Origin of the sequence: Stenotrophomonas sp. P2112 (genome assembly GCF_041897515.1) — a bacterium.
In the GTDB taxonomy this organism is placed as follows: domain Bacteria; phylum Pseudomonadota; class Gammaproteobacteria; order Xanthomonadales; family Xanthomonadaceae; genus Stenotrophomonas; species Stenotrophomonas sepilia.
Genome location: NZ_CP169216.1, coordinates 2,568,049 through 2,588,117 on the forward strand (window position 1 = coordinate 2,568,049; position 20,069 = coordinate 2,588,117).

Genomic DNA, 20,069 nt, shown 5'->3' on the forward strand with positions numbered 1-20,069 from the left:
CCGGCATCGCCCTTGTAGCGTCGAGCCACGCTCGACTGCCCTGTCCGTCCTCAATGCCCACTGCAATCGCAGCTGCCCCACCCCTTCGCCTTCGACGTCTGGCCAATACCCGGGTTGAAGGTATTGCTCGGGTCCAGCTGCCGGTAGAAACCTGCCAACGCCGGCTTGGCCGGGTACAGGTGGCCGACGTTGTGCTCGGCCGGATACTCGGCGCCACGCTGGTCCAGCAGCGCCCACATCGCATGCTCGATCGCCACCGGGTCTTCGCCCTTGCGCGCGATGTAGTCCTGGTGGAACACGTGGCACAGGAAGTGGCCGTAGTACAGCTTGTGCAGCAGGCGGCCGTCGATATCGGCCGGCAACTGCTCGAACCAATCCGTATCGTCGCGGCGCAATGCGATATCCAGCGCGACGATGTCCTGCACCTGCTCACGATGCACTTCACGATAGCGGACTGCCGCACCGGCCACCGCGAAGCGATGCAGGAACGCCTTGCGTCCCTCCTCGGCCGTGCAGTGGAAATAGCCGCCTTCGTGCCCGGCGAAGAACCCGCGCAACCAGGCCTCGGTTTCCGCAGCGTCCTGGGCAGAGACCTTCAGCAACAGGTGATGCTCGTAGCGTTGCCGGAACTCGCCCATGCGCTTTGGCAGGTGCGAGGGCAGCAGGCCGGTCAGCACCTGCATCACCCGGTCGGTCACCCCGCGCAGGCCCAGCCGTTCGAACCAGCCATCAACGCGGCTCTTCAATGCGAACGCCGCGGGCACACGGGAGGTACCGAGGCGATCGATCAGCAGGAAGCTGTCCTTGCCGTAGCGCTCGCCGATGTCATAGGCATCGCGGTGAATGTACTCGCCCGCGATCGGCAGGCGCTCGAAGCCGGTCAGCAGCTGGCGACGGATCGCGGTGAGGCTGTCGGTGCGATTGCTGCCGATATAGAAGACCTCGGCAGCCTCCTTCTCGAAGGTGTCCAGGCGCACCGCGAACACTGCCAGCTTGCCGGCAGATCCCGCTGCCTCGAAGTGGCGGCTGGGATCCGCATTGAAGCGTGCGGGAGTATCGGCACCGACTTTGCGTACTTCCTCGGCATAGCGTGGATCGGAAGCCGCACGGCCGTCGCCATCGCCCACGTCGGCGGCCGTGTAGTCACCGGCCTGCAGGCGCTGCAGGATCTGCTCGGGCGTATCACCCAGCGCGATGCCCAGATGGTTGACCAGCTGCAACTGGCCCTGCGCATCGACCTGCGCATACAGCGCCAGCTCGGTGTAGGCCGGGCCACGTCGCACCAGCGCGCCACCGGAGTTGTTGCAGATGCCGCCCAGCACCGAGGCACCGATGCAGGACGAGCCGATCACCGAATGCGGTTCGCGACCCAGCGGGGCCAGCGTCTGCTCCAGGCGGTCCAGCGTGGCACCGGGCAGGCACAGCACCTGGCGGCCTTCGTTCAACAACTGGATGCCGGTCAGGCGCAGCGTGTTGACCAGCACGATCGGCCGGCCATAGTCATCGCCGTCCGGGGTCGAGCCGCCGGTCAGGCCGGTGTTGGCCGCCTGCAGGATGATCGCCGCGCCGCCCTGCACCGCTGCCTGCAGCACGCGCCACAGTTCCAGCAGCGTCCCCGGGCGCACCACCGCCAGCACTGGGCCATCGCCGAAACGGTAGCCGCGGCGGAAGCGGCGCGTAGCCTTGTCGCCGGTCATTACATGGCGATTGCCGACCGCATCGCGCAACTGTGCCAGCACGGCGTCGTGGCCGCTCATGGCAGGCTGACCAGCGAGTCGCGGCCGATGTCGGCGATGCGGCGCGCACCGGTCAGGGTCATCGCCACGCGCATTTCCTTGGCGATCAGGTCCAGCAGGTTGGCCACGCCGGCCTCGCCCTGCGCGGCCAGCGCATAGATGAAGGCGCGGCCCAGCAGCACGGTATCGGCCCCCAGCGCCAACATGCGCACCACGTCCAGGCCAGTGCGGATGCCGGAATCGGCGAGGATCTTCAGGTCGCCCTGCACCGCATCGGCGATGGCCGGCAACGCACGTGCGGTGGACAGCACGCCGTCCAGCTGGCGGCCACCGTGATTGGAGACCACGATGCCATCGGCACCGAACTTCACCGCATCACGCGCGTCATCCGGGTCGAGGATGCCCTTGATCACCATCGGGCCCTTCCAGAATTCGCGGATCCACTCCAGGTCCTTCCACGAAATGGAGGGATCGAAGTTGCTGCCCAGCCAACCGATGTAATCCTCCAGCCCGGTCGGGTTGCCGCGGTAGGTGGAGATGTTGCCGAGGTCATGCGGGCGGCCGAACAGGCCCACGTCCCACGCCCAGTGCGGATGGGTGATGGCCTGGCCGATACGGCGCAGCGAGGCATTCGGGCCGCTCATGCCCGAGTGTGCATCGCGGTAGCGCGCGCCCGGCACCGGCATGTCCACGGTGAACACCAGCGTGGTCACGCCGGCGGCCTGCGCCCGCTCCAGCGCGTTGCGCATGAAGCCACGGTCACGCAGCACGTACAGCTGGAACCACATCGGCCGCTGGATGGCCGGTGCCACTTCCTCGATCGGGCACACCGACACCGTGGACAGGGTGAACGGGATGCCGCGGCTGTCGGCCGCGCGCGCCGCCTGTACCTCGCCGCGCCGCGCATACATTCCGGTCAGGCCGACCGGCGCGAGCGCCACCGGCATCGCCAGTTTTTCGCCGAACAGCTGGGTTTCCAGGCTCAGGTCGGACATGTTGCGCAGGATGCGCTGGCGCAGCGCGATGTCGGACAGGTCGGAAACGTTGCGCTTCAGCGTGTGCTCGGCATACGCGCCGCCATCGATGTAGTGGAACAGGAACGGCGGCAGCCGGCGTTCGGCAGCAGCACGGTAATCGGTGGAGGCGGAGATGATCATGGGGTCAACCGTGGGGGGAAGGCAGGCGCGAGGCCCGCGCACGCCGGGCTTCGTTGTCATCGAGGGTGCGCAGCGTGGTGTGCACGAACTCGAGGTGGGCATGCGCGGCGGCGCGCGCGCGTTCGGGGTCGCCGGCCAGCACCGCATCCATCATCTCGCGGTGCTGGTCGGACAGCGGCGAGAAGGTCCTCGCCGAGGTGTAGAGCTTTTCGCGGCTCTGCGAGATGTTGGTCTGCAGCAGTTCGAACAGCCCGCGCATCACCTGCAGCAGCACCAGGTTGTGCGAGGCCTCGGCGATGGACAGGTGGAAGGCCGCGTCGGCCTCCGCCTCGCCGGTGGGGTCGTCCTTGCCGTGCGCGTCCATCATGGTCTGGAAGGCCTGTGCGATGCGCGCGCGGTCCTCGTCGGTGGCACGCAGCGCCGCATGCCAGGCGGTGGCACCTTCCAGCGCGTGGCGGATCTCCAGCACGTCGAAGCGGTATTCCGGGTCGCCCTGGAACAGCGGCAGGTACGGCGCCAGCGGTTCATCCAGCGCCTGCCGCGCGCGTGCCGCAGGCTCGGCCACGTAGGTGCCGCCACCGACCCGTGCGGTCAACAGGCCCTGGCTGGCCAGCTGCGCGATGGCCTCGCGCAGCGCGGTGCGCGAGACCCCCAGCTGCACCGCCAGGGTGCGCTCGGCCGGCAGCCGGTCGCCCGGCCGCAGCTGTTGTTCCTGCACCAGGCCGCGCAGCTGCGCAGCCACCTTGTCCGAAATACGTTGCGTGCTCATGGCGCCATTGTGGCCCGAAGCGCGCAGCGGGTGGTCGGCCAGCCGCGCATGGCTCAGGGAATCATCCAGGTCAGCCAGTAAGCCTGGGCCAGGGTGATCAGGCCGACCATCGTGGTGAAGATCAGGCTGTGCTTGACCGTGAAGCGGAACAGATCCGACTCCTTGCCGGCCAGGCCGACCGCCGCGCAGGCAATGGCGATCGACTGCGGTGAGATCATCTTGCCGGTGACACCGCCGGTGGTGTTGGCCGCTACCAGCAGCACGTCGGACACGCCGATCTGCTGTGCGGTGGTGGCCTGCAGTGCCGAGAACAAGGCATTGGACGAGGTGTCCGAACCGGTCAGGAACACGCCCAGCCAGCCCAGGAACGGTGAGAAGAACGGGAACGCGTCGCCGGTATGCGCCAGCGCCAGGGCCAACGTGGCAGACAGTCCCGAGTAGTTGGCGATGAAGGCGAACGCCAGCACCATGCCAATCGAGTAGATCGGCATGCGCAGCTCACGCACGGTCTCGCCGAAGGTCTGCAGCGCCGAACGTGCAGGCATGCGCAGCACGATGATGGCAATCACCCCGGCCAGGATGATCGAGGTACCGGTGGCCGAGAACCAGTCGAACCTGTAGATGGCGTCATAGCTCAGCGGCGCATCCACGATCGGTGGCATCTTCTGCACCAGCTGGTCCAGGCCCGGCACTGGGATCTTCAGCACCCAGCCTTCCAGCGGACCGCCCGCCGCGAACAGCGACTTGAACGGCTTGATGCTCCACAGCGTGACCATCGCGGTGAGGATCAGGAACGGCGACCATGCCCTGGCGATCTGGCCGACGCTGTGGCGCGGTGCCTCCAGTGCCTGTGCGGCCGCCTCGGCGCTGGTTTCGGTGTCGAAACGGAAGATCCGCACCGGCTTCCAGCGGCGCAGGAACAGGGTCAGGCACACCAGCGACGCGAGCGACGCGGTGATGTCCGGTAGTTCCGGGCCGATGAAATTGGAGGTCAGGTACTGCGCGATGGCGAACGAACCACCCGCAACCAGCACCGCCGGCCAGGTCTCCTTGATACCGCGCCAACCATCCATGATCGCCATGATCCAGAACAGCACGATGATGGTCAGGAACGGCAACTGGCGGCCGGCCATCTGGCCGATCTCGAATGCGTCCAGGCCGGTGACCTGCCCGGCCACGATGATCGGAATGCCCATCGCGCCGAACGCTACCGGCGCGGTGTTGACGATCAGGCACAGGCCGGCGGCATACAGCGGCTTGAAGCCCAGCCCGACCAGCAACGCTGCGGTGATCGCCACCGGCGCACCGAAACCGGCCGCCCCTTCCAGGAAGGCGCCAAAAGCGAAGCCGACCATCAGCATCTGCAGGCGCTGATCTTCGGTCACCGAGAGGATCGAGGCCCGGATGATGTCGAACTGCCCGGTCTTGACCGAAACTTTGTAGAGGAACACCGCACCGATGATGATCCACGCGATGGGCCACAGGCCGTAGACGAAACCGAAGCCGGCCGCGCCCAGCGCCTGGGGCACCGGCATGCGGTAGAACAACAGGGCCACGCTGAGTGCGATGGCCACGGTGATCGTGCCGGCCAGCCAGCCCTTCATGCGCAGCACTGCCAGGGCAACGAAGAAGAACGCGATCGGCAGCAGCGCGATCAGGCTCGACAACCACAGGTTGCCGGCGGGGTCGTACAGGTGTTGCCAGGGCTGCATGAAGACTCTCGACTGGAAACGGAAGGAGCCCACCGCAGGCGGTGGGTCGCCGTGGCCGTCGATCATTGGTATTACCATTAATGATCGCGATCAGACCACTTGCAGCGGATTTAACCGCCTCTCCGACGAAGAGCCTATTAGACCATAGGGCTAGTCTTCATATTGGTCAGACCATTAGAGCCATTATGGTGCCGGCCGCTGGCCGACAACTCGACCTTCCCTACGAGATCCGTTTCTCCAACCGCCGCATCACCGCCAGCACCAGCACGCACAGCACGCTGACCCCGATCGCGATCACGTACTTGCTGATCCCCACCGCAATCCCGATCGCCGCCGCCATGATCAGCGAACTGGCCGTGGTCAAGCCGCTGACCTGGTCCTCGCGTGAGCCGCGCAGAATGGTGCCAGCGGCCACGAAGCCGACACAGGCCACCACCGCTTCGATCAGGCGCACCGGATCAACCTGCAGCAGATCGCGGTAACGCTCCTGCTGGAAATGCTCGGCCACCGAGTCGCCGAGACCGACGATCAATGCCGCCGCTCCGGCAATGAGCATGTGCGTACGCAGGCCGGCGGCGTGCTTGCCCATTTCCCGCTCGACACCGAGCACACCGCCGAACAGCATCGCTGCGGCTACGCGCAGCAGGATCGAGACATCCTGGGTGAGTTCCATGGGCAGGCTCCGGGTATTTCCCCGAGCGTCGCGTGGCATGCGTGGCACAGAGGTGAAGACCACCCCACAGTGCGTTCACCCGGTAGCGCCGGGCGATGCCCGGCGACGCCGCAACCCGCGTTCAGCGCATCACTGCGCGAGGTAGCCACCATCGATGGCGTAGTACGTGCCGGTCGCGAACGAGGCATCGTCGCTGGCCAGCCAGGCTACCAATGCGGCCACTTCCTCCGGCGTACCCAGCCGCTTCAACGCGTGCCGCCCTTCCAGCGTGGCGCGCACCTTCGGGTCCATCTTCTCCAGCAGCGGTGTGCTGATGAAGCCCGGGCCGACCGCGTTGACACGAATGCCGTCGGCCGCATGCTCCCAGGCGGCGGTCTGGGTCAGCCCGACCACGCCGTGCTTGGCCGCCACGTACGCAGTGGAACCGGCATAGCCCACCTGGCCCAGGATCGAGGCCATGTTGATGATGCTGCCGCCCGTGCCGGCCGCGCGCATGGCCTGGATCTGCGCACGCTGGCACAGGAACACGCTGGTGAGGTTGACATCGATCACGCGCTGCCAGCCATCAATCGGATAGTCGCCGCTGCTGGCCGCCGGCCCGCTGATGCCGGCGTTGTTGACCGCCACGTGCAGGCCGTCGAGTTCCTTGATCGTGCGCTGCACCGCTGCCTCCACCGCCGCGTCGTCGGTGACGTCCAGCGCGATGCCGATGGCCTGTGTGCCGGTGCTGCGCAACTGCGCCACGGTGGCATCCACTGCATCCTGCTTGAGGTCCCAGACCGAGATACGGGCACCGGATGTGGCCAGTGTCTGGGCCACGGCCAGGCCGATGCCCGACACGCCGCCGGTCACGATCGCGGTCTTGCCGGTCAACTGGTAATCAATCATCTTCATTCTCCATCGGTGGGGGTATCAAAGTGGCCTGCAACAGCCAACCCACCCACCCTACGCGCACGCCCGTGATGGTCGGGCTGACATCGCATCTCCAGATCGTTCCAGCCATGAAACCTCAACCGCAGTTTATGTATGGAACTACGTACGGATATGCGTGCAAAACGCCGGCGTATGTTCTTCGGCATTTTCACTTTGGCCGTAATCGCCAATCGTTTTGACCTTATCGAAGTCAAAAGCGCGCGAATCGCGGCGACAATGGGAAACGCTTCCAGATTCTTCGACACATTCAATTCAACCTGTGTTTGCGCAGAGCGATGTCCCGATATTTCACTTTTGCTGATTACCGCCAGTTCGGCGAACGCCATGGCTACGACTACCGGATCGAAGGGAGTGAACTTCGCGACGACCAATGGGCAGGGCGTGGCGACGTCCACGAACAGTCACTGCGCGGTGGCCTGGGCCTGATCGCCTCTGACGTGCACAACCGGTTCACCTACACGGCCACCGCTGTGCACGGTGCCGGCCTGACCATCCGCCTGATGCTTCAGGGCGAAGTGGATGTCCAGTTTCCTCGTCGCAAGGGGTTCACCCTGCGCGCCGGCACAGGCATGACCACCAGCCACCATGAACCTGTGTCGATGGCCGGGCTGCATCCCGGTGGCAGCCACCTGCGCGGGGTCAGCTTGAGCGTACCGGCCGATCTGGACGTGGACATGCTGCGCCTGCCGGCACTACAACGGGTCCTTCATTCCCCTCTGCAGTGCCGCCACTGGGCCATTCCGCATGCCTTGCTGCCGACGCTCGCCCAATTGTTCGACAGCCCCTGGCAGGACGACATCGATGCGCTGTGGCGCGAAGGCGTGGCCCTGCAGGTGTTGGCCGTCGGCCTGCAGGCCGAGGATATGCAGACCGAGCATATACGCACGCTGCGCGCCGGCCAGCGCGAGCGGCTGGAGCGAGTGCGCAGCTATCTGCATGACGACCCCAGCCATGCCCACAGCCTGATCGAACTGGCCCAGCTGGCCTGCATGAGCCCCAGCTCCTTGCGCCGCCATTTTGCCCAGCAATATGGAAGCTCGGTGTTCGACTACCTGCATGAGCAGCGCATGCGCCATGCCGAACAGGGCCTGCGCGAAAACGGATGGACCGTCGAGCAGGCTGCCGCCGCCAGCGGCTACCGCCACCCCAGCAACTTCGCCGCCGCGTTCCGCAAGCGCTTCGGCCTGGTCCCCAGCCGCTGGCGTACGGGCCCCTCGAAGGTCGGCTGAAAGCCTCTGCCCGGTAGGTGTCGACCTTGGTCGATCGGCATGCCATGGCCCAGCTTTGGTAGGTGTCGACCTTGGTCGACACGCTCCTGCGCCATCGCCGATGCCGGCCAGCGGCCGGCACTACCACACCCGCCTGAATCAACCTGCCATGACTCAGCCCCGGTAGGTGTCGACCTTGGTCGACACGCTCTCGCGCCATCGCCGATGCCGGCCAGCGACCGGCACTACCACGTGCTACCAGGCACGGCCCGGCGTCACCCTGCGGGCCTCAATACACCGGTAGATCGATGTAGCTGGCCTGCGCCGCGCTGTGCCACACGCGCTGCGTGGCCTTCTGGTAATCGCCCGGCTTGGCCAGGTAGATGTTCGGCACGTAGGTCTGCGGGTTGCGGTCGTACAACGGGAACAGGCTGGACTGCACCTGCACCATCACCCGGTGGCCCTTCTGGAACGTGTGGTTGGCGTTGGGCAGGTCAAAACGGTACGGCAGCACCTGGTTGGCGGGCAGCGGCTTCGGATCGCTGAAGCTCTCGCGGTAGCGGCCACGGAAGATCGCCAGCGACACCGGCAACTCATAGCCCCCCATTTCCGGCGTCGACGCTTCCTGGTCCGGATACACGTCGATCAGCTTCACCACCCAGTCGCTGTCGGTGCCGCTGGTCGAGGCCTGCAGGTGCACCACCGGCGCGCCGCCGATGCGCAGCGGCGCGGTCAGCGGTTCGGTGATGAAGGTCAGCACGTCCGGGCGACCATCGACAAAGCGCTGGTCCTTGACCAGCCAGGTGGTCCACATGTCGCGGTCACCGAAGCGCACCGGGCGCGGCACGAACGGCACCGGCTTGGCCGGGTCGGACACGTATTCCTCGAAATCACCCTCGCCCGCCGCCGGTGCCTGGAACGCCAGCTTGCCGCCGGCGCGCAGGTACAGCGGCTTGCTGCTGGCGGCACACCCCTTGTCGCAGCTGCGCGGCCAACCCTTCAAGCGGTCCCAGTGGTTTTCGCCGGTGTTGTAGATCAGCACCGGTGGCGTATCGGCCTTCGGCGCGCCATCCACCAGGTACTGGTCGAAGAAGGGCTTGAGCACGTCGCGGCGGAACTGCAGCGCGGTATCGCCGTCGAACTTCAGCGCACCCAGTTCGCTGCCGCTGTAGTTCACCTGGCTGTGTCGCCACGGGCCCATCACCAGGTAATTGCGGTTGTTGCCGCTATCGCGTCCTTCCATCGCCTGATAGGCGTGGTTGGCACCCCACATGTCCTCCTGGTCCCACAGGCCCTGCAGCCACATGGTCGGCACCTTCAGCGGTGTCCTTGCCATCACCGCGTCCAGCGCCTGGCCCTGCCAGAAGCCGTCATAGGCCGGATGCTCGACCAGCTTCTTCCACCAGGTCAGCTGGTCCACGCCGGTGAAGCGCGCATAGTCACCGGCCGAACCGATGCGCAGGAAGGTGCTGTAGTCGTCGTAGCCGAGGCTGGGCAGCGGCGTACCCTTGCCGCGCTTCTCGGTCTGCATGGCGAAGTAGTTGAAGTTGACCTGGCGGAACGTACCGTAATTGAGCCAGTCGTCGCCCATCCAACCATCGACCATCGGGCTCTGTGGTGCGGCCACCTTCAGTGCCGGGTGCGGGTCGGTCAGCGCCATCACCACGGTGAAGCCCTCGTACGACGAGCCGAGCATGCCGACCTTGCCATTGCTCTCCGGCACGTTCTTCACCAACCAGTCGATGGTGTCCCAGGCGTCGGTGGAATGGTCGACCTGGGTGTTGTTCAATGGCCCGCGCAGCGGCCGGGTCATCACGTAATCGCCCTCGGAGCCATGCTTGCCGCGGATATCCTGGAACACGCGGATGTAGCCGCCGTCGACAAACACCTCGTCACCCTGCGGCAACAGGTCGCGCATGCGCGGCGAATCACTGCGGCTGGCGCGACCGGCAGCATCATAGGGGGTCCGGGTCAGCAGAATCGGCGCATTGTGGGCGCCCTTGGGCACCACGATCACCGTGTACAGCTTGGTGCCATCACGCATCGGCACCATCACCACGCGCTTGTCGTAGTCGCGACCGACATCCGGGGCAACGAACGGCTTGCCGCTGATATCCGGGGTCATCGGCGGGGTATCGGCGGCCAGCACGGTGCTGGACAGGCAAAGGGCAATGGCTACAGCGACGGCACGCACACGCATGGACAACCCCTCCCGGCAGGAAAGCCCCAAGCCTACTCCTGCCTGGCGCCGTGAAGTGTGCGCAGGCTTTGCATTCTTCGGTGGATGCGGGCAGGACTGATGGCACATGTGCCTGCGGTGCCGCTGCGCTCGTCGGCGAAAGGTAGTGCCGGCCGCTGGCCGGCAGCCGCGTAACGCGCCCCAGGATCATGAAGTTGCCGGCCAGCGGCCGGCACTACCCGATCAGGCTGCCGTTACTTCATGCAACGCCAGCCAACGCCAACGGCCGTCTTCCTGCCGCAGCACGGCCAGTGCTTCACGCCAGGCCATCCCACCTTCAGCAACGCCCTGCCCTTCACGGTAGCGCAGCATTGCCAACGGTGCCGGCACCGCAATGAACTGCAGGGCATCGATTTCGATACACAGGCCCGGGCGGGCACCGTGGCCGCCAGCGAACATGCCGGCCAGTGCTTCGCGGTCCAGGCGCTGCCCAGCAATACCGACCATGCTGAAGTCGGTGCAGAAATGATCCATCAGCGCATCCAGCGTACTGGCGGCTGCTTCCGCACGGAACCAGGCCTGCAGCTTGGCGATCAGATCATGGAACTCGTTCTCTGCGGTCATCGTCATTGCATTGTCTCGGGTTGGGAAAGAGAGATCGATTGCGAACGGCGCAGCAGCGCCATCGGCAGCAGCGTCATTGCAGCGGCCAAACCCAGCGCCACGCTGGTGGCGCGTGCCGGCAGCCATTGCATGGCCAATGCCAGCAGCAGTGCGATGGCGGCGGTGCCGAGGCAGAAGCTGAGCTGGCGGTTGAGGTTCCAGAGTGCACTGGCATCGCCCAACGCCTCACCTTCCACGCCATGGAAGGCCAGCGTCTGCGCGGTGCTGCTGCACAGGCTGCCGCCGGCGCCCATCAACGCGAACAACAATCCGGCCAGCACGAAGGCCGGCTGCGGCAGCAGCGCCATCAACAACAGGCCGCTGGCCTGCAGGAGCATGCCGGCGCGCAGTACCGCGGCCGGACCGAAGCGAGCCAGCAGGCGCTTGCTGGCCATGATCGCGATGGCCGCAGCCAGCGCCCAGGGCAGCATCAGCGCGCCGATGCGTGCCGCGCTGTAACCGGCGTGGTGCAATTGCAGGGTACTGACCAGTTGGCTGCCGATGAACACACCGGGTACGGCGAGATACACCAGCATCGCCAGCCGCAGCCCGCGATGGGACAGCAACGACCAGCGCAGCAGTGGCTGCGCCTGCCGACGTGCATGCCGCAGGTGCGTCGCCGCCAGCAACAGCGCGGCCAGCAGCAACACGGCACCTGCACCGCGATGTCCCGATTCGCCCAGCCAGGTCAGCGCCAGCAGCAGCGCGCCCAGCGCCAGCATCGCGGTGGACAGGGCATAGGCCTGCAGGCGCGGCGCACTGCGCGCGCAGTCGGCCGGCATCCAGGCCAGCACCAGACCGATGGCCACCACCGCCAATGGCAGGCTGGCCCAGAGCACGCCGCGCCAGGACAGCCACTGCACCAGCAGCCCGCCCAGTGCCGGTGCCAGGGCCGGCACCAGAAGCGCCACCAGCAGGATGCGACGGGTCAGCGCGCCACGTTGCCCGGCCGTGCATTGCCGGTACGCCGCGGCTTGTGCCACGGGAATCAGCAGACCGCCGGCCAACCCCTGCAGCAGGCGCCATCCGAGCAGCCAGCCGATCCCCGATGCGGAACCTGCCAGCGCAGCGGCAACCGCGTACAACAGCAACGCCACCAGCAGCAAGCGACGCTCGCCACAGCGCGCGGCCAGCCACGGCGCCAGCGGAATCACCACGCTCAGGCCCAGCATGTACGCCGTGCCGACCCAGGCCAGGGTGCTGACGTCGGCGTGCAGCTCCGCTGCCAATGCCGGATAGGCCACCGTGGCGATGAACATGTTGACCAGATCCAGGGCGAATACCAGCAGGAAAATCGCCTCATGGCGCAGGCGGGGGGACGGCATCGGCGGCGCTCCAACAGAGAAGCCATCAGCATGCCGCCCGGGGGGTTGTTGGAAAAACACGACATCACCTGCGACACTGTCAAAACTGTTTTGACAATGAATCGCCATGGTCAGCCTCGATCGCTTCGATATTTTCCGTGCCGTGGTCGAAGCCGGCAGCCTGACCGCTGCGGCCGATCGGCTCGGCCTCAGCCGCGCGGTGGTCAGCTTCAACCTGAAGCGGCTGGAGCAGGAGCTGGGCGTGACCCTGCTGTTGCGCAGCACCCGCCACTTGGCCCTGACCGAGGCCGGCGAGCAGTTCCTGCAACATTGCGTGCAGGCATTGGATGCTGCGCAGGCGGCGATCGATGCCGCGCGCCGCGACCAGCACCAGCTGCAGGGCGTGCTGCGCCTGACCACCACACCGGAGTACGCCCAGCTACGCCTGATTCCCGCGTTGGAGGCGTTCCGCGCGCAGCACCCGGCCCTGCAGCTGCACCTATCAACTTCTCCAGCGCCAGCGGACCTCATTCCCGAACGCTTCGACCTGGCGATCCGCCTCGGCCGCCTGCCGGATTCGGGCCTTCACGCCAGTGAACTGGAGCGCCACCCACTGTGCGCGGTGGCCGCTCCCTCGCTGCTGGCGCGTCTGCCCTCTGCCGAGGCTGCCGATGACCCGGCACAGCTGGGCACCCTGCCCCGCCTGGGCTATCCGCGCCTGGCCGATGTGCCGGTGATCGCGCCTGATGGCAGCGGCGCCCTGTTTGCCACCAACCCGGGCAACGCGGTGGTACGCGTGGATGGTGCCAGCAGCCTGCGCGCGTTCGCCCTGGCCGGCGCCGGGGTCACCGTGCTGCCACGCTGGCTGATCGAGGACGACCTGGCCCAGGACCGGCTGCGCCCGGTGCTGCGCCAGCACCGCTTCCCGCAGCAGAGTGTCTACGCGGTCTACCCGCACAGCACGCAGCCCTCACCGAAGGTACGGCAGCTGATTGATTTCCTGCGCGACCGGTTCGCCACATAAAAAGGGGACGGAGGGGATTAAGTCGTTTATGCATAAACGACTTAATCCCCTCCGTCCCCTTTTTCAGACACGGCCCTGTGCGGGCCGTGTCGTCAGGCATCAGCGCAGCACCTGCTCCACCAGCTGCACGTCCACGGTCTGCAGCGGCTCGGCGGCATTGCGCGCCAGCTGCACCTGGTAGGTGCCACCGTCGATCTTCCACTGGCGCGCCTGTGCATCGTAGTGGGCCAGGGTCTTCGGCTCGGCTTCGATGCGGATGCGGCGCTGTTCGCCCGGCTGCAGGTTCACCTTGTCGTAGCCGATCAGGCGGATCGGCGTGGTGCTGCCTGCCGGCAGCTTCAGGTACAGCTGGGCCACATCGGCGCCGGCGCGCTTGCCGGTATTGCGGATATCGACGCTGGCGACCAGGCGCGAGCCTTCCACGCTCACCTTCAGGTTGTCATAGGCGAACGAGGTGTAGGACAGGCCATGACCAAAGGCGAAGGTCGGGGTCAGGCCCTTGACCGCCATCCACTTGTAGCCGACGTTGGCGCCTTCGATATCGAAATCGAACACATCACCGAACGGCTTGGCCGGCTTGAAGCCGAGGCCATCGATATGCGGGCGCGGCAGCTGCGATTCGTCCGTCACCCAGGTCACCGGCAGGCGGCCCGACGGATTGACCTGACCGGTCAGCAGCGCGGCGATGCCTTCGCCGCCGCGGATGCCCGGGTACCAGGCCTGCAGCATCGCTGGCACCTGCCCCAGCCAAGGGGTGCGCACCGGGCCGTTGGTTTCCAGCACCAGCACGGTCTTCGGGTTTGCCGCGGCCACCGCCGAGATCAGTGCGTCCTGGTTGTCCGGCAGCTGCATGTCCGGCAGGTCCACCGATTCGGCGGCCCACTGCGTGGCAAACACAATGGCCACATCGGCCTGCGCGGCGGCCCTGGCCGCAGCGGCGGCATTGGTCCCGTCCACATACTCGATGGTTGCGTCAGGGCGCGCCGCACGCAGCGATTCCAGCGGCGAGGACGGGTGGAAGATCACCGGGCCCGGCCAGGTGGTCGGCAGTACGCCCGGCACCGCGTTGGTGCCCTTGGCGGTCACGCCCACCATCGACGAACCACCGCCACCGATCACGCCCTTGTCGGCGTGGCCACCGATGATGACAATGCGCTTCACGCTGTCGGCCAGCGGCAGCAGGTTGCCTTCATTGCGCAGCAGCACGCTGCCCTCTTCCACCGTGCGCTGGGCCACGGCGAAGCCGGCCTCGGCATCCACCTTCTGGTGCTGCGGCGGGTTGTCGAAGTTGCCGTGCAGGAACATCGTGCGCAGGATGCGCGTGACCATGTCATTCAGGCGCGCCTGCGGCACCACGCCGCCATGCACGGCCAGACGCAGCGGTTCGTCGAAGAACACCGCTGCGTCGAACACTTCACCGGCCGACTGCTGGTCCAGGCCGGCCAGCGCCGCCTTCGAACCGCTGTGCACGCCGCCCCAGTCGGACATCACGAAACCGGGGAACTTCCATTCCTGCTTCAGCACCTGGTTCATCAGGTAGCCGTTCTCGCAGCCGTAGGTGCCGTTGATCTTGTTGTACGAGCACATCGCCACGCCCGGGCGGCCGGCTTCCAGCGCGATCTCGAACGCCAGCAGGTCCGACTCGTGCATGGCCTGCTCGCCGATGCGCACGTCGTGGAAGTTGCGGCGGGTCTCCATGTCGTTCAGCGCGAAGTGCTTCATCGAGGAGATCACGTGCTGGCTCTGCACGCCCTGGATCAGCGCGCCGACCATCGAACCGGCCAGCAGCGGATCTTCACCGGCATATTCGAAGTTGCGGCCGTTGCGTGGATCGCGCTGCAGGTTGACGCTGCCCGACAGCAGGATGTTGAAGCGCTGCTGCCATGCCTCGCGGCCCATGGTCGCGCCACCGGCGAAAGCCACTTCGCGGTTCCAGCTGGACGCGGTGGATGGGCCCGATGGCATCGCCGTGGCGAAATCACCCGGGCGGATGCCGCCCGGATTGGTCACGCCGACACCGGCATCGGCCGACTGCTGCGACGGAATGCCCAGCCGCGCCACGCCCGGCACGAAACCGGCCGAACCGACCGCGCCTTCCGGCAGTGGGCCACCATCCTTGCCCAGCCCGAAGTAGCTGTGCAGCATCTGGAACTTCTCATCCTCGGTCATCGCCTTCAGCAGCAGCGCGGCGCGCGCATCGGCGTTGAGGGTGGTGTCCATCCACGGCCTGTCGCCATGCGTGTCGGCGGCATAGGCCAGTGTCAGCAGGGTGGCGCGCAAGGCGCTGCCTTCCACCTTGAACGGCGCGCTGCTGGCGGCCTGGAAACCATCGCTGAAATAGCTGGCATCGGCTTCCAGCGCCACACGCGCCGGATCGAAGCCGGCGGCCTTGGCCGATTCACCGGCCACCGCGCCGAGCAGCACCGCCGGTGCACCCAGCCGCGAACGGGTGACCAGCGCTGGCAGCTGCGCGGCACCTGCACCGGCATCGGTATAGACCGCCACGGTGTGGCGGCCATCGTCCAGGCGCAGGTAGTTCAGGCCCGGCTGGTCCGGGCCGGATTCAGCGGCGATCGGCAGCCGGGTCAGTACGGCCTGGCCGCGCTGGGTCTGGCCATCATCCCTGCCCGCGGCAATGAAGCGGTATTCGTAACCCAGTCCGTCGGCCAGCACCTGCAGCGGATCGACCTGGCCGATGCCGCGCTGCACCTGGCGCACGCTCACCGCGTCCACCTGCAGGGTCTTCAGCTGGGCGGCCAGGGCCGGCATCGCCTCGGCGGTCGGGGCCTGTTCCAGGGTCAGCACGGTGAACGCGGCAGGGTCGGCCCAGGCCGGAGCGGCCAGTGCAGCGGACAGGGCCAGGGACAGTACAAGCTGCTTTGTAAACGTTTTCATCGACGGGCGTAATTCCGTTGCCAAGGCAATCGGTCCAGGGAAAGTGCCGCCGAAGGGTGCAGCGTTCATGCCGCGCAGGGGTTGCCAGGCAACCTCCCGCAGGCCGAAGGACGGGCCGGTCTGCGCGCGGGACCCTCCTCCCGCCGTGACAACCTGCCTGCCCGGGCCGCGCAGGGCGACCCAATCCTGTGAAGATTGTGCGAGGGCGTTCACACCTGTCAACAGGACCTAAGTCACAGGGGCGATCCCAGCCTGCAGTTATCAGGCCATCACCGGCGGTCATCAGCGCGCCGTGCGAGGCTGCCGATAATGAAGGTCCCTGGCCACGAACCGAGCCCATGACCGTCCACCGCGACTTCGACCATCTCTGGCGCGACCGCTGCGATACCTCCAGCCAGCGCGCACCGCGCGTGCTGATCCGGGTGTTCGTGGCCCCCGGTGAGCTGGAACGCAGCGTGTCCTTCTACGAGCAGCTGCAGGGCGTGGTGGCCGATGCGGGCTTTCCGTTTCCGGAGGCCGGGCTGCGCCTGGCCATGGTCGGTGCGTTCCTGTTGATCGAGGGCAGCGAGGCGGCGCTGGCGCCGTTCACCTCGACCACGGGGACACTGCTGGTCGATGACGTTCGGCCTTATCACGACAAACTGGTTGCCGCCGGCGCCGAGATCATCTTCCCGTTGCAGGTGGTCCCGACCGGGGCGGCGTTCAATGCGGTGCATCCCGATGGCACGGTGGTCGAGTACGTGCATCACCGGCCGGATCCGCAGGGGCGGTGAGGGGGCGAACGGCCAGGCTGCGCCCGGCCCCCGCGGTAGTGCCGGCCGCTGGCCGGCAACCTCAGAAGCAACAGCCGAAGCAAAAGCGGGCTTCCTGTGGGATGGCGGGGTGGGTCCGGTTGCGGGGGACGCCGTGAATCCGTCCCTGGAGGCTCGGTCGCGCCATCCATGGCGCTCACGCCCCCGCAACCGGACCCACCCCGCCTTCGACAGTTCGTCGCAATCTGCAGTAGATCCACGCCATGCGTGGATGCTCTTCGATCAATCGTCGAATTACTCGATTTCGATGGAGATTCATCCACGCATGGTGTGGATCTACAATCCCTCCATGCCCTCCCCCGCCCTGCCCTGGAATGGCACGCTGCTGCTGGATGCTCACGTGGCCGTGTTGCAGGGGCGTGCCGGTGACAGCGATGTACACGCGCACTATGCCCATCAGCTGCTGTTGAGCGAAGCCACTCCCTGGCACGTCGAGATCGACGGTGTGCGCCAGCAGGGCCAACGGCTGTGGGTGCCGTCGTTCCGGCCGCACGCGATCCTGTCGGCACCGGACGCGGGCTGCACGGTGTTCCTTGAGCCGGCGCATGCCGACCTCGAACAGATCCAGCAGCACCTGCACTCGCTGCCCGGCACTGCGGCCGGGCTGCACCGCTGGCTGCCACGGCTGAGCCGCGCGCAGCCACTGGACCGGCGGGTAGAGGCGGCGCTGGCCCGCATCAGCCACTACCTGCCTGGCCCGGTGCCGGCTGCCGACATCGCCGGAGCCGCGCACCTGTCGACCAGCCAGCTGCACCGGCGTTTCCAGTCCGACCTGGCGGTGACCCTGCGCGGCTGGGTGCTGTGGCAGCGTTTGCGTACCGCGCTCGCGCACCACCTGCAGGGGCACAGTCTGACCGCCAGCGCGCATGCCGCCGGCTTCGCCGACCTGGCCCATCTCTCGCGCAGCCTGCGCCGCATGTTCGGCATCGGTGCCGCACAGCTGCAGGGCCTGCAGTTGCGCGCGACCTGACACGGCCGATCACCCACGCCTGCGCAGGCCTTCGGGCAGCTCCGGCACCTCGCCATGCGGCAGTTCACGAAACGGCGCCAGCAGCTGCCCCGCGTAATCGCGTGGATAGTCAGGTTGGCTGCCGATGCCGAGGTCGCGTTGCTGCAGTCGATAGCCCGGCGCATCGAAGGCGGTCCCCAGCAGGTGATCCCAGACGGTCAGGAACAGGCCGAAGTTCACGTCACCGGCGGTGCCGTAACGTATGTGATGGAAGCGATGCAGCGGTGCCCACGCCATCACCCGGCCCAGCACACCCGGGCGCATGTCCACGTTGGAGTGCTGCAGCAGCAGCTGGATGGCGATGGCAAACGCCAGCACCGCCGCCACCGGCATCGGCAGGCCCAACAGCAGCAGCGGCAGCACGCCGCCCACCGCTTCGGCGGCCTGGTGCAGTGGGTGTTTCATCAGCCCGTTGAAGCCATACATGCGGGTCACGCTGTGATGCACGGCATGCAGGCGCCATAGCCAGCCGATGCGATGGCTGGCGTAGTGCACCAGGGTGATGCCGAGATCGGCAGCGATGATCGCCACCAGTAGCTGCAGTGCGAACGGCCACTGCAGCGGCCACAACTGCCACGGAATGATCGCCGCCAGCAGCGGCACCGCCGCGATCGACAACAGGTTCAGGCCTTCGTTGACCAGCGCGTGCAGGGCGTCACGCACACGGTCGCCGTGGTCACGGTTGAACGCAGGGTCATACGGCCAGGCGCGCTCGGCGACGAACGAAACCGCAATGGCGATCGCCAGCAGGGTCAGCAGCCACAACGGATCGCCATGGCAGTGGCCCACCCAGACGACGGCAGTGGCGACGAATCCAAGCAGGAACAGCGGGGCATACAGGCGGAGCATCCAGTGCTTCATGGGCAACCCGGGAAGTGAGGGGCCTGCATGCTGGCGTGGCGTGTGGGTTGCTGGCTTGAACAAACGGCGCAACCCTGCGGGCACCACGCTTCCCACATCCACGCATGGCGTGGATCTACAATGACGCTCTCATCGCGCCCGGGACCGGCATGGACTCCTTCAACCTGATGCGCGCCTTCCGCCGCATCGTCGAACGCGGCGGGCTCGCTCGTGCCGCCGAAGACCTGGGCATGTCGCCGGCCGGCCTGAGCAAGCAGTTGCGCACGCTGGAAACGCATCTGGGCGTGGTGCTGCTGCAGCGGACCACGCGGCGCATGAGCCTGACCGAAACCGGCCACGCCTATTACCGCGAATGCTGCCGCCTGCTCGACGAGCTGGAAGCGCTGGAACGCGGCATCGCCGAACAGCGCGGCGAGGTGGCCGGGCGCCTGCGCGTGAACGCGCCGCAGTCATTCGCACTGAGCACGCTGTCGCCGCTGCTGCCGCGCTTCCTGCAGCAGCATCCACAGTTGTCGCTGGACCTGGTGATGGAAGATCGCCTGCTCGATGCAGTCGGTGAGGGTTTCGATGTGTCGCTGCGGCTGCGTGCCGAGCTGGATGATTCACGCTTGGTGGCACGCCGGCTGGCCTCGCTGCAGCAGGTGCTGTGCGCGGCGCCCTCCTACCTGCGGCAGCATCCGGCACCGCAGGCAGTAGGGGATCTGCAGGCCCATAGCGTGCTGGCCTACAGCCTGTCCGACTCACCGGGCAGTTGGCCGCTGCTCGGCCCGGATGGCCAGGTGACGATCACCCTTCCGGCACGCGTGACCGTCAACAACAGCCTGCTGCTGCGTGACCTGCTGGTGGCGGGCATGGGCATCGGCGCCCTGCCTTCGTTCCTGGCCGCGCCGGCATTGGCGCGGGGCGAACTGCAGCAGGTGCTGCCCGACCACCGCTATCCGCCGCGCTTCGTGCATGCGGTCTACCCCACCTCGCGCCACCTGCAGCCCAAGGTGCGTGCCTTCATCGACTTCCTGCACGCCGAGCTGCCCGGCTGCGCCGGCCTGGATTCGTAACTGCCAGCGAAAACTGAGCTGTCCGCAGCGTGCTGTTTCGGCCACGCCGCGCTGCCTACTCTGCCGCCTCTCCTCTCAC

Annotated in this window: 16 protein-coding genes; 5 read left to right on the plus strand and 11 right to left on the minus strand. The window is 66.9% G+C overall.

The features are described 5' to 3' along the window. Positions 1-50 precede the first annotated feature (50 nt). The 6 genes from dld to ACEPA4_RS11950 form a co-directional block, all read right to left on the minus strand. Positions 51-1,757, minus strand: coding sequence for a D-lactate dehydrogenase (gene dld / locus ACEPA4_RS11925; protein ID WP_005417037.1), 1,707 nt, complete (start codon positions 1,755-1,757; stop codon positions 51-53). Next, positions 1,754-2,893 (minus strand): FMN-dependent L-lactate dehydrogenase LldD, encoded by a 1,140-nt coding sequence (gene lldD, locus ACEPA4_RS11930; RefSeq protein ID WP_065178497.1) that lies wholly within the window; start codon positions 2,891-2,893, stop codon positions 1,754-1,756. Before lldD ends, dld begins: the two co-directional genes overlap by 4 nt. 4 nt (positions 2,894-2,897) lie before the next feature. Next, positions 2,898-3,662, minus strand: coding sequence for a transcriptional regulator LldR (lldR, locus tag ACEPA4_RS11935; protein ID WP_005417039.1), 765 nt, complete (start codon positions 3,660-3,662; stop codon positions 2,898-2,900). A 53-nt stretch (positions 3,663-3,715) separates the two neighbouring features. Next, complete coding sequence (lldP, locus tag ACEPA4_RS11940) at positions 3,716-5,374, minus strand: L-lactate permease (RefSeq protein WP_065185779.1); 1,659 nt, start codon at positions 5,372-5,374, stop codon at positions 3,716-3,718. A gap of 220 nt (positions 5,375-5,594) precedes the next feature. After that, positions 5,595-6,047, minus strand: a complete 453-nt coding sequence (locus tag ACEPA4_RS11945) for an MgtC/SapB family protein (protein WP_005413774.1) — start codon at positions 6,045-6,047, stop codon at positions 5,595-5,597. A gap of 129 nt (positions 6,048-6,176) precedes the next feature. Next, positions 6,177-6,935 carry an SDR family NAD(P)-dependent oxidoreductase gene (locus tag ACEPA4_RS11950; protein WP_065185748.1) on the minus strand — a complete coding sequence of 253 codons (759 nt, stop codon included), beginning with the start codon at positions 6,933-6,935 and terminating at the stop codon, positions 6,177-6,179. Between the two features lie 320 nt (positions 6,936-7,255). On the opposite strand from ACEPA4_RS11950, the gene ACEPA4_RS11955 reads away from it, so the two are divergent. Next, entirely contained in the window at positions 7,256-8,209 is a 954-nt protein-coding gene (locus ACEPA4_RS11955) for an AraC family transcriptional regulator (RefSeq protein WP_053499560.1), read from the plus strand. A 268-nt stretch (positions 8,210-8,477) separates the two neighbouring features. Here ACEPA4_RS11955 and ACEPA4_RS11960 read toward each other — a convergent pair whose 3' ends face one another. The 3 genes from ACEPA4_RS11960 to ACEPA4_RS11970 all read right to left on the minus strand — a co-directional run bounded on the left by ACEPA4_RS11960 (position 8,478) and on the right by ACEPA4_RS11970 (position 12,355). Continuing rightward, positions 8,478-10,388 (minus strand): CocE/NonD family hydrolase, encoded by a 1,911-nt coding sequence (locus ACEPA4_RS11960; protein WP_374082867.1) that lies wholly within the window; start codon positions 10,386-10,388, stop codon positions 8,478-8,480. Between the two features lie 222 nt (positions 10,389-10,610). Beyond that, the gene (locus ACEPA4_RS11965; RefSeq protein ID WP_005417047.1) at positions 10,611-10,997 is read right to left on the minus strand and encodes a DUF4440 domain-containing protein; all 387 of its coding nucleotides are present in this window, start codon (positions 10,995-10,997) and stop codon (positions 10,611-10,613) included. Continuing rightward, positions 10,994-12,355 (minus strand): MFS transporter, encoded by a 1,362-nt coding sequence (locus tag ACEPA4_RS11970; protein ID WP_279946358.1) that lies wholly within the window; start codon positions 12,353-12,355, stop codon positions 10,994-10,996. The genes ACEPA4_RS11965 and ACEPA4_RS11970 overlap by 4 nt, the downstream gene beginning before the upstream one ends. 106 nt (positions 12,356-12,461) lie before the next feature. Between ACEPA4_RS11970 and ACEPA4_RS11975 the strand changes: the two genes are divergently transcribed. Then, positions 12,462-13,358: a LysR family transcriptional regulator gene (locus ACEPA4_RS11975; RefSeq protein ID WP_065178502.1), complete on the plus strand. Its 897-nt coding sequence runs from the start codon at positions 12,462-12,464 to the stop codon at positions 13,356-13,358. 99 nt (positions 13,359-13,457) lie between these two features. Here ACEPA4_RS11975 and ACEPA4_RS11980 read toward each other — a convergent pair whose 3' ends face one another. After that, positions 13,458-16,253, minus strand: coding sequence for a beta-glucosidase (locus tag ACEPA4_RS11980; RefSeq protein ID WP_081275781.1), 2,796 nt, complete (start codon positions 16,251-16,253; stop codon positions 13,458-13,460). A 338-nt stretch (positions 16,254-16,591) separates the two neighbouring features. On the opposite strand from ACEPA4_RS11980, the gene ACEPA4_RS11985 reads away from it, so the two are divergent. After that, positions 16,592-17,026: a VOC family protein gene (locus ACEPA4_RS11985; RefSeq protein WP_005417059.1), complete on the plus strand. Its 435-nt coding sequence runs from the start codon at positions 16,592-16,594 to the stop codon at positions 17,024-17,026. 304 nt (positions 17,027-17,330) lie between these two features. After that, positions 17,331-18,035: a helix-turn-helix domain-containing protein gene (locus tag ACEPA4_RS11990; RefSeq protein WP_065178503.1), complete on the plus strand. Its 705-nt coding sequence runs from the start codon at positions 17,331-17,333 to the stop codon at positions 18,033-18,035. Positions 18,036-18,044: 9 nt separating this feature from the next. Here ACEPA4_RS11990 and ACEPA4_RS11995 read toward each other — a convergent pair whose 3' ends face one another. Further along, complete coding sequence (locus tag ACEPA4_RS11995; RefSeq protein ID WP_005417061.1) at positions 18,045-18,923, minus strand: sterol desaturase family protein; 879 nt, start codon at positions 18,921-18,923, stop codon at positions 18,045-18,047. Positions 18,924-19,039: 116 nt separating this feature from the next. On the opposite strand from ACEPA4_RS11995, the gene ACEPA4_RS12000 reads away from it, so the two are divergent. Beyond that, positions 19,040-19,990: a LysR family transcriptional regulator gene (locus tag ACEPA4_RS12000; RefSeq protein ID WP_176556926.1), complete on the plus strand. Its 951-nt coding sequence runs from the start codon at positions 19,040-19,042 to the stop codon at positions 19,988-19,990. Positions 19,991-20,069 lie beyond the last annotated feature (79 nt).

Coding starts and splice junctions, on each gene's coding strand:
- ACEPA4_RS11995 (WP_005417061.1), bottom strand. CDS start 18,923: ATGCTCCGCCTGTATGCCCCGCTGTTCCTGCTTGGATTCGTCGCCACT.
- ACEPA4_RS11985 (WP_005417059.1), top strand. CDS start 16,592: ATGACCGTCCACCGCGACTTCGACCATCTCTGGCGCGACCGCTGCGAT.
- ACEPA4_RS11975 (WP_065178502.1), top strand. CDS start 12,462: ATGGTCAGCCTCGATCGCTTCGATATTTTCCGTGCCGTGGTCGAAGCC.
- ACEPA4_RS11970 (WP_279946358.1), bottom strand. CDS start 12,355: ATGCCGTCCCCCCGCCTGCGCCATGAGGCGATTTTCCTGCTGGTATTC.
- lldR (WP_005417039.1), bottom strand. CDS start 3,662: ATGAGCACGCAACGTATTTCGGACAAGGTGGCTGCGCAGCTGCGCGGC.
- ACEPA4_RS11965 (WP_005417047.1), bottom strand. CDS start 10,997: ATGACGATGACCGCAGAGAACGAGTTCCATGATCTGATCGCCAAGCTG.
- ACEPA4_RS12000 (WP_176556926.1), top strand. CDS start 19,040: ATGGCGTGGATCTACAATGACGCTCTCATCGCGCCCGGGACCGGCATG.
- ACEPA4_RS11945 (WP_005413774.1), bottom strand. CDS start 6,047: ATGGAACTCACCCAGGATGTCTCGATCCTGCTGCGCGTAGCCGCAGCG.
- ACEPA4_RS11950 (WP_065185748.1), bottom strand. CDS start 6,935: ATGATTGATTACCAGTTGACCGGCAAGACCGCGATCGTGACCGGCGGC.
- ACEPA4_RS11990 (WP_065178503.1), top strand. CDS start 17,331: ATGGTGTGGATCTACAATCCCTCCATGCCCTCCCCCGCCCTGCCCTGG.
- lldD (WP_065178497.1), bottom strand. CDS start 2,893: ATGATCATCTCCGCCTCCACCGATTACCGTGCTGCTGCCGAACGCCGG.
- ACEPA4_RS11955 (WP_053499560.1), top strand. CDS start 7,256: ATGTCCCGATATTTCACTTTTGCTGATTACCGCCAGTTCGGCGAACGC.
- ACEPA4_RS11960 (WP_374082867.1), bottom strand. CDS start 10,388: ATGCGTGTGCGTGCCGTCGCTGTAGCCATTGCCCTTTGCCTGTCCAGC.
- lldP (WP_065185779.1), bottom strand. CDS start 5,374: ATGCAGCCCTGGCAACACCTGTACGACCCCGCCGGCAACCTGTGGTTG.
- ACEPA4_RS11980 (WP_081275781.1), bottom strand. CDS start 16,253: ATGAAAACGTTTACAAAGCAGCTTGTACTGTCCCTGGCCCTGTCCGCT.
- dld (WP_005417037.1), bottom strand. CDS start 1,757: ATGAGCGGCCACGACGCCGTGCTGGCACAGTTGCGCGATGCGGTCGGC.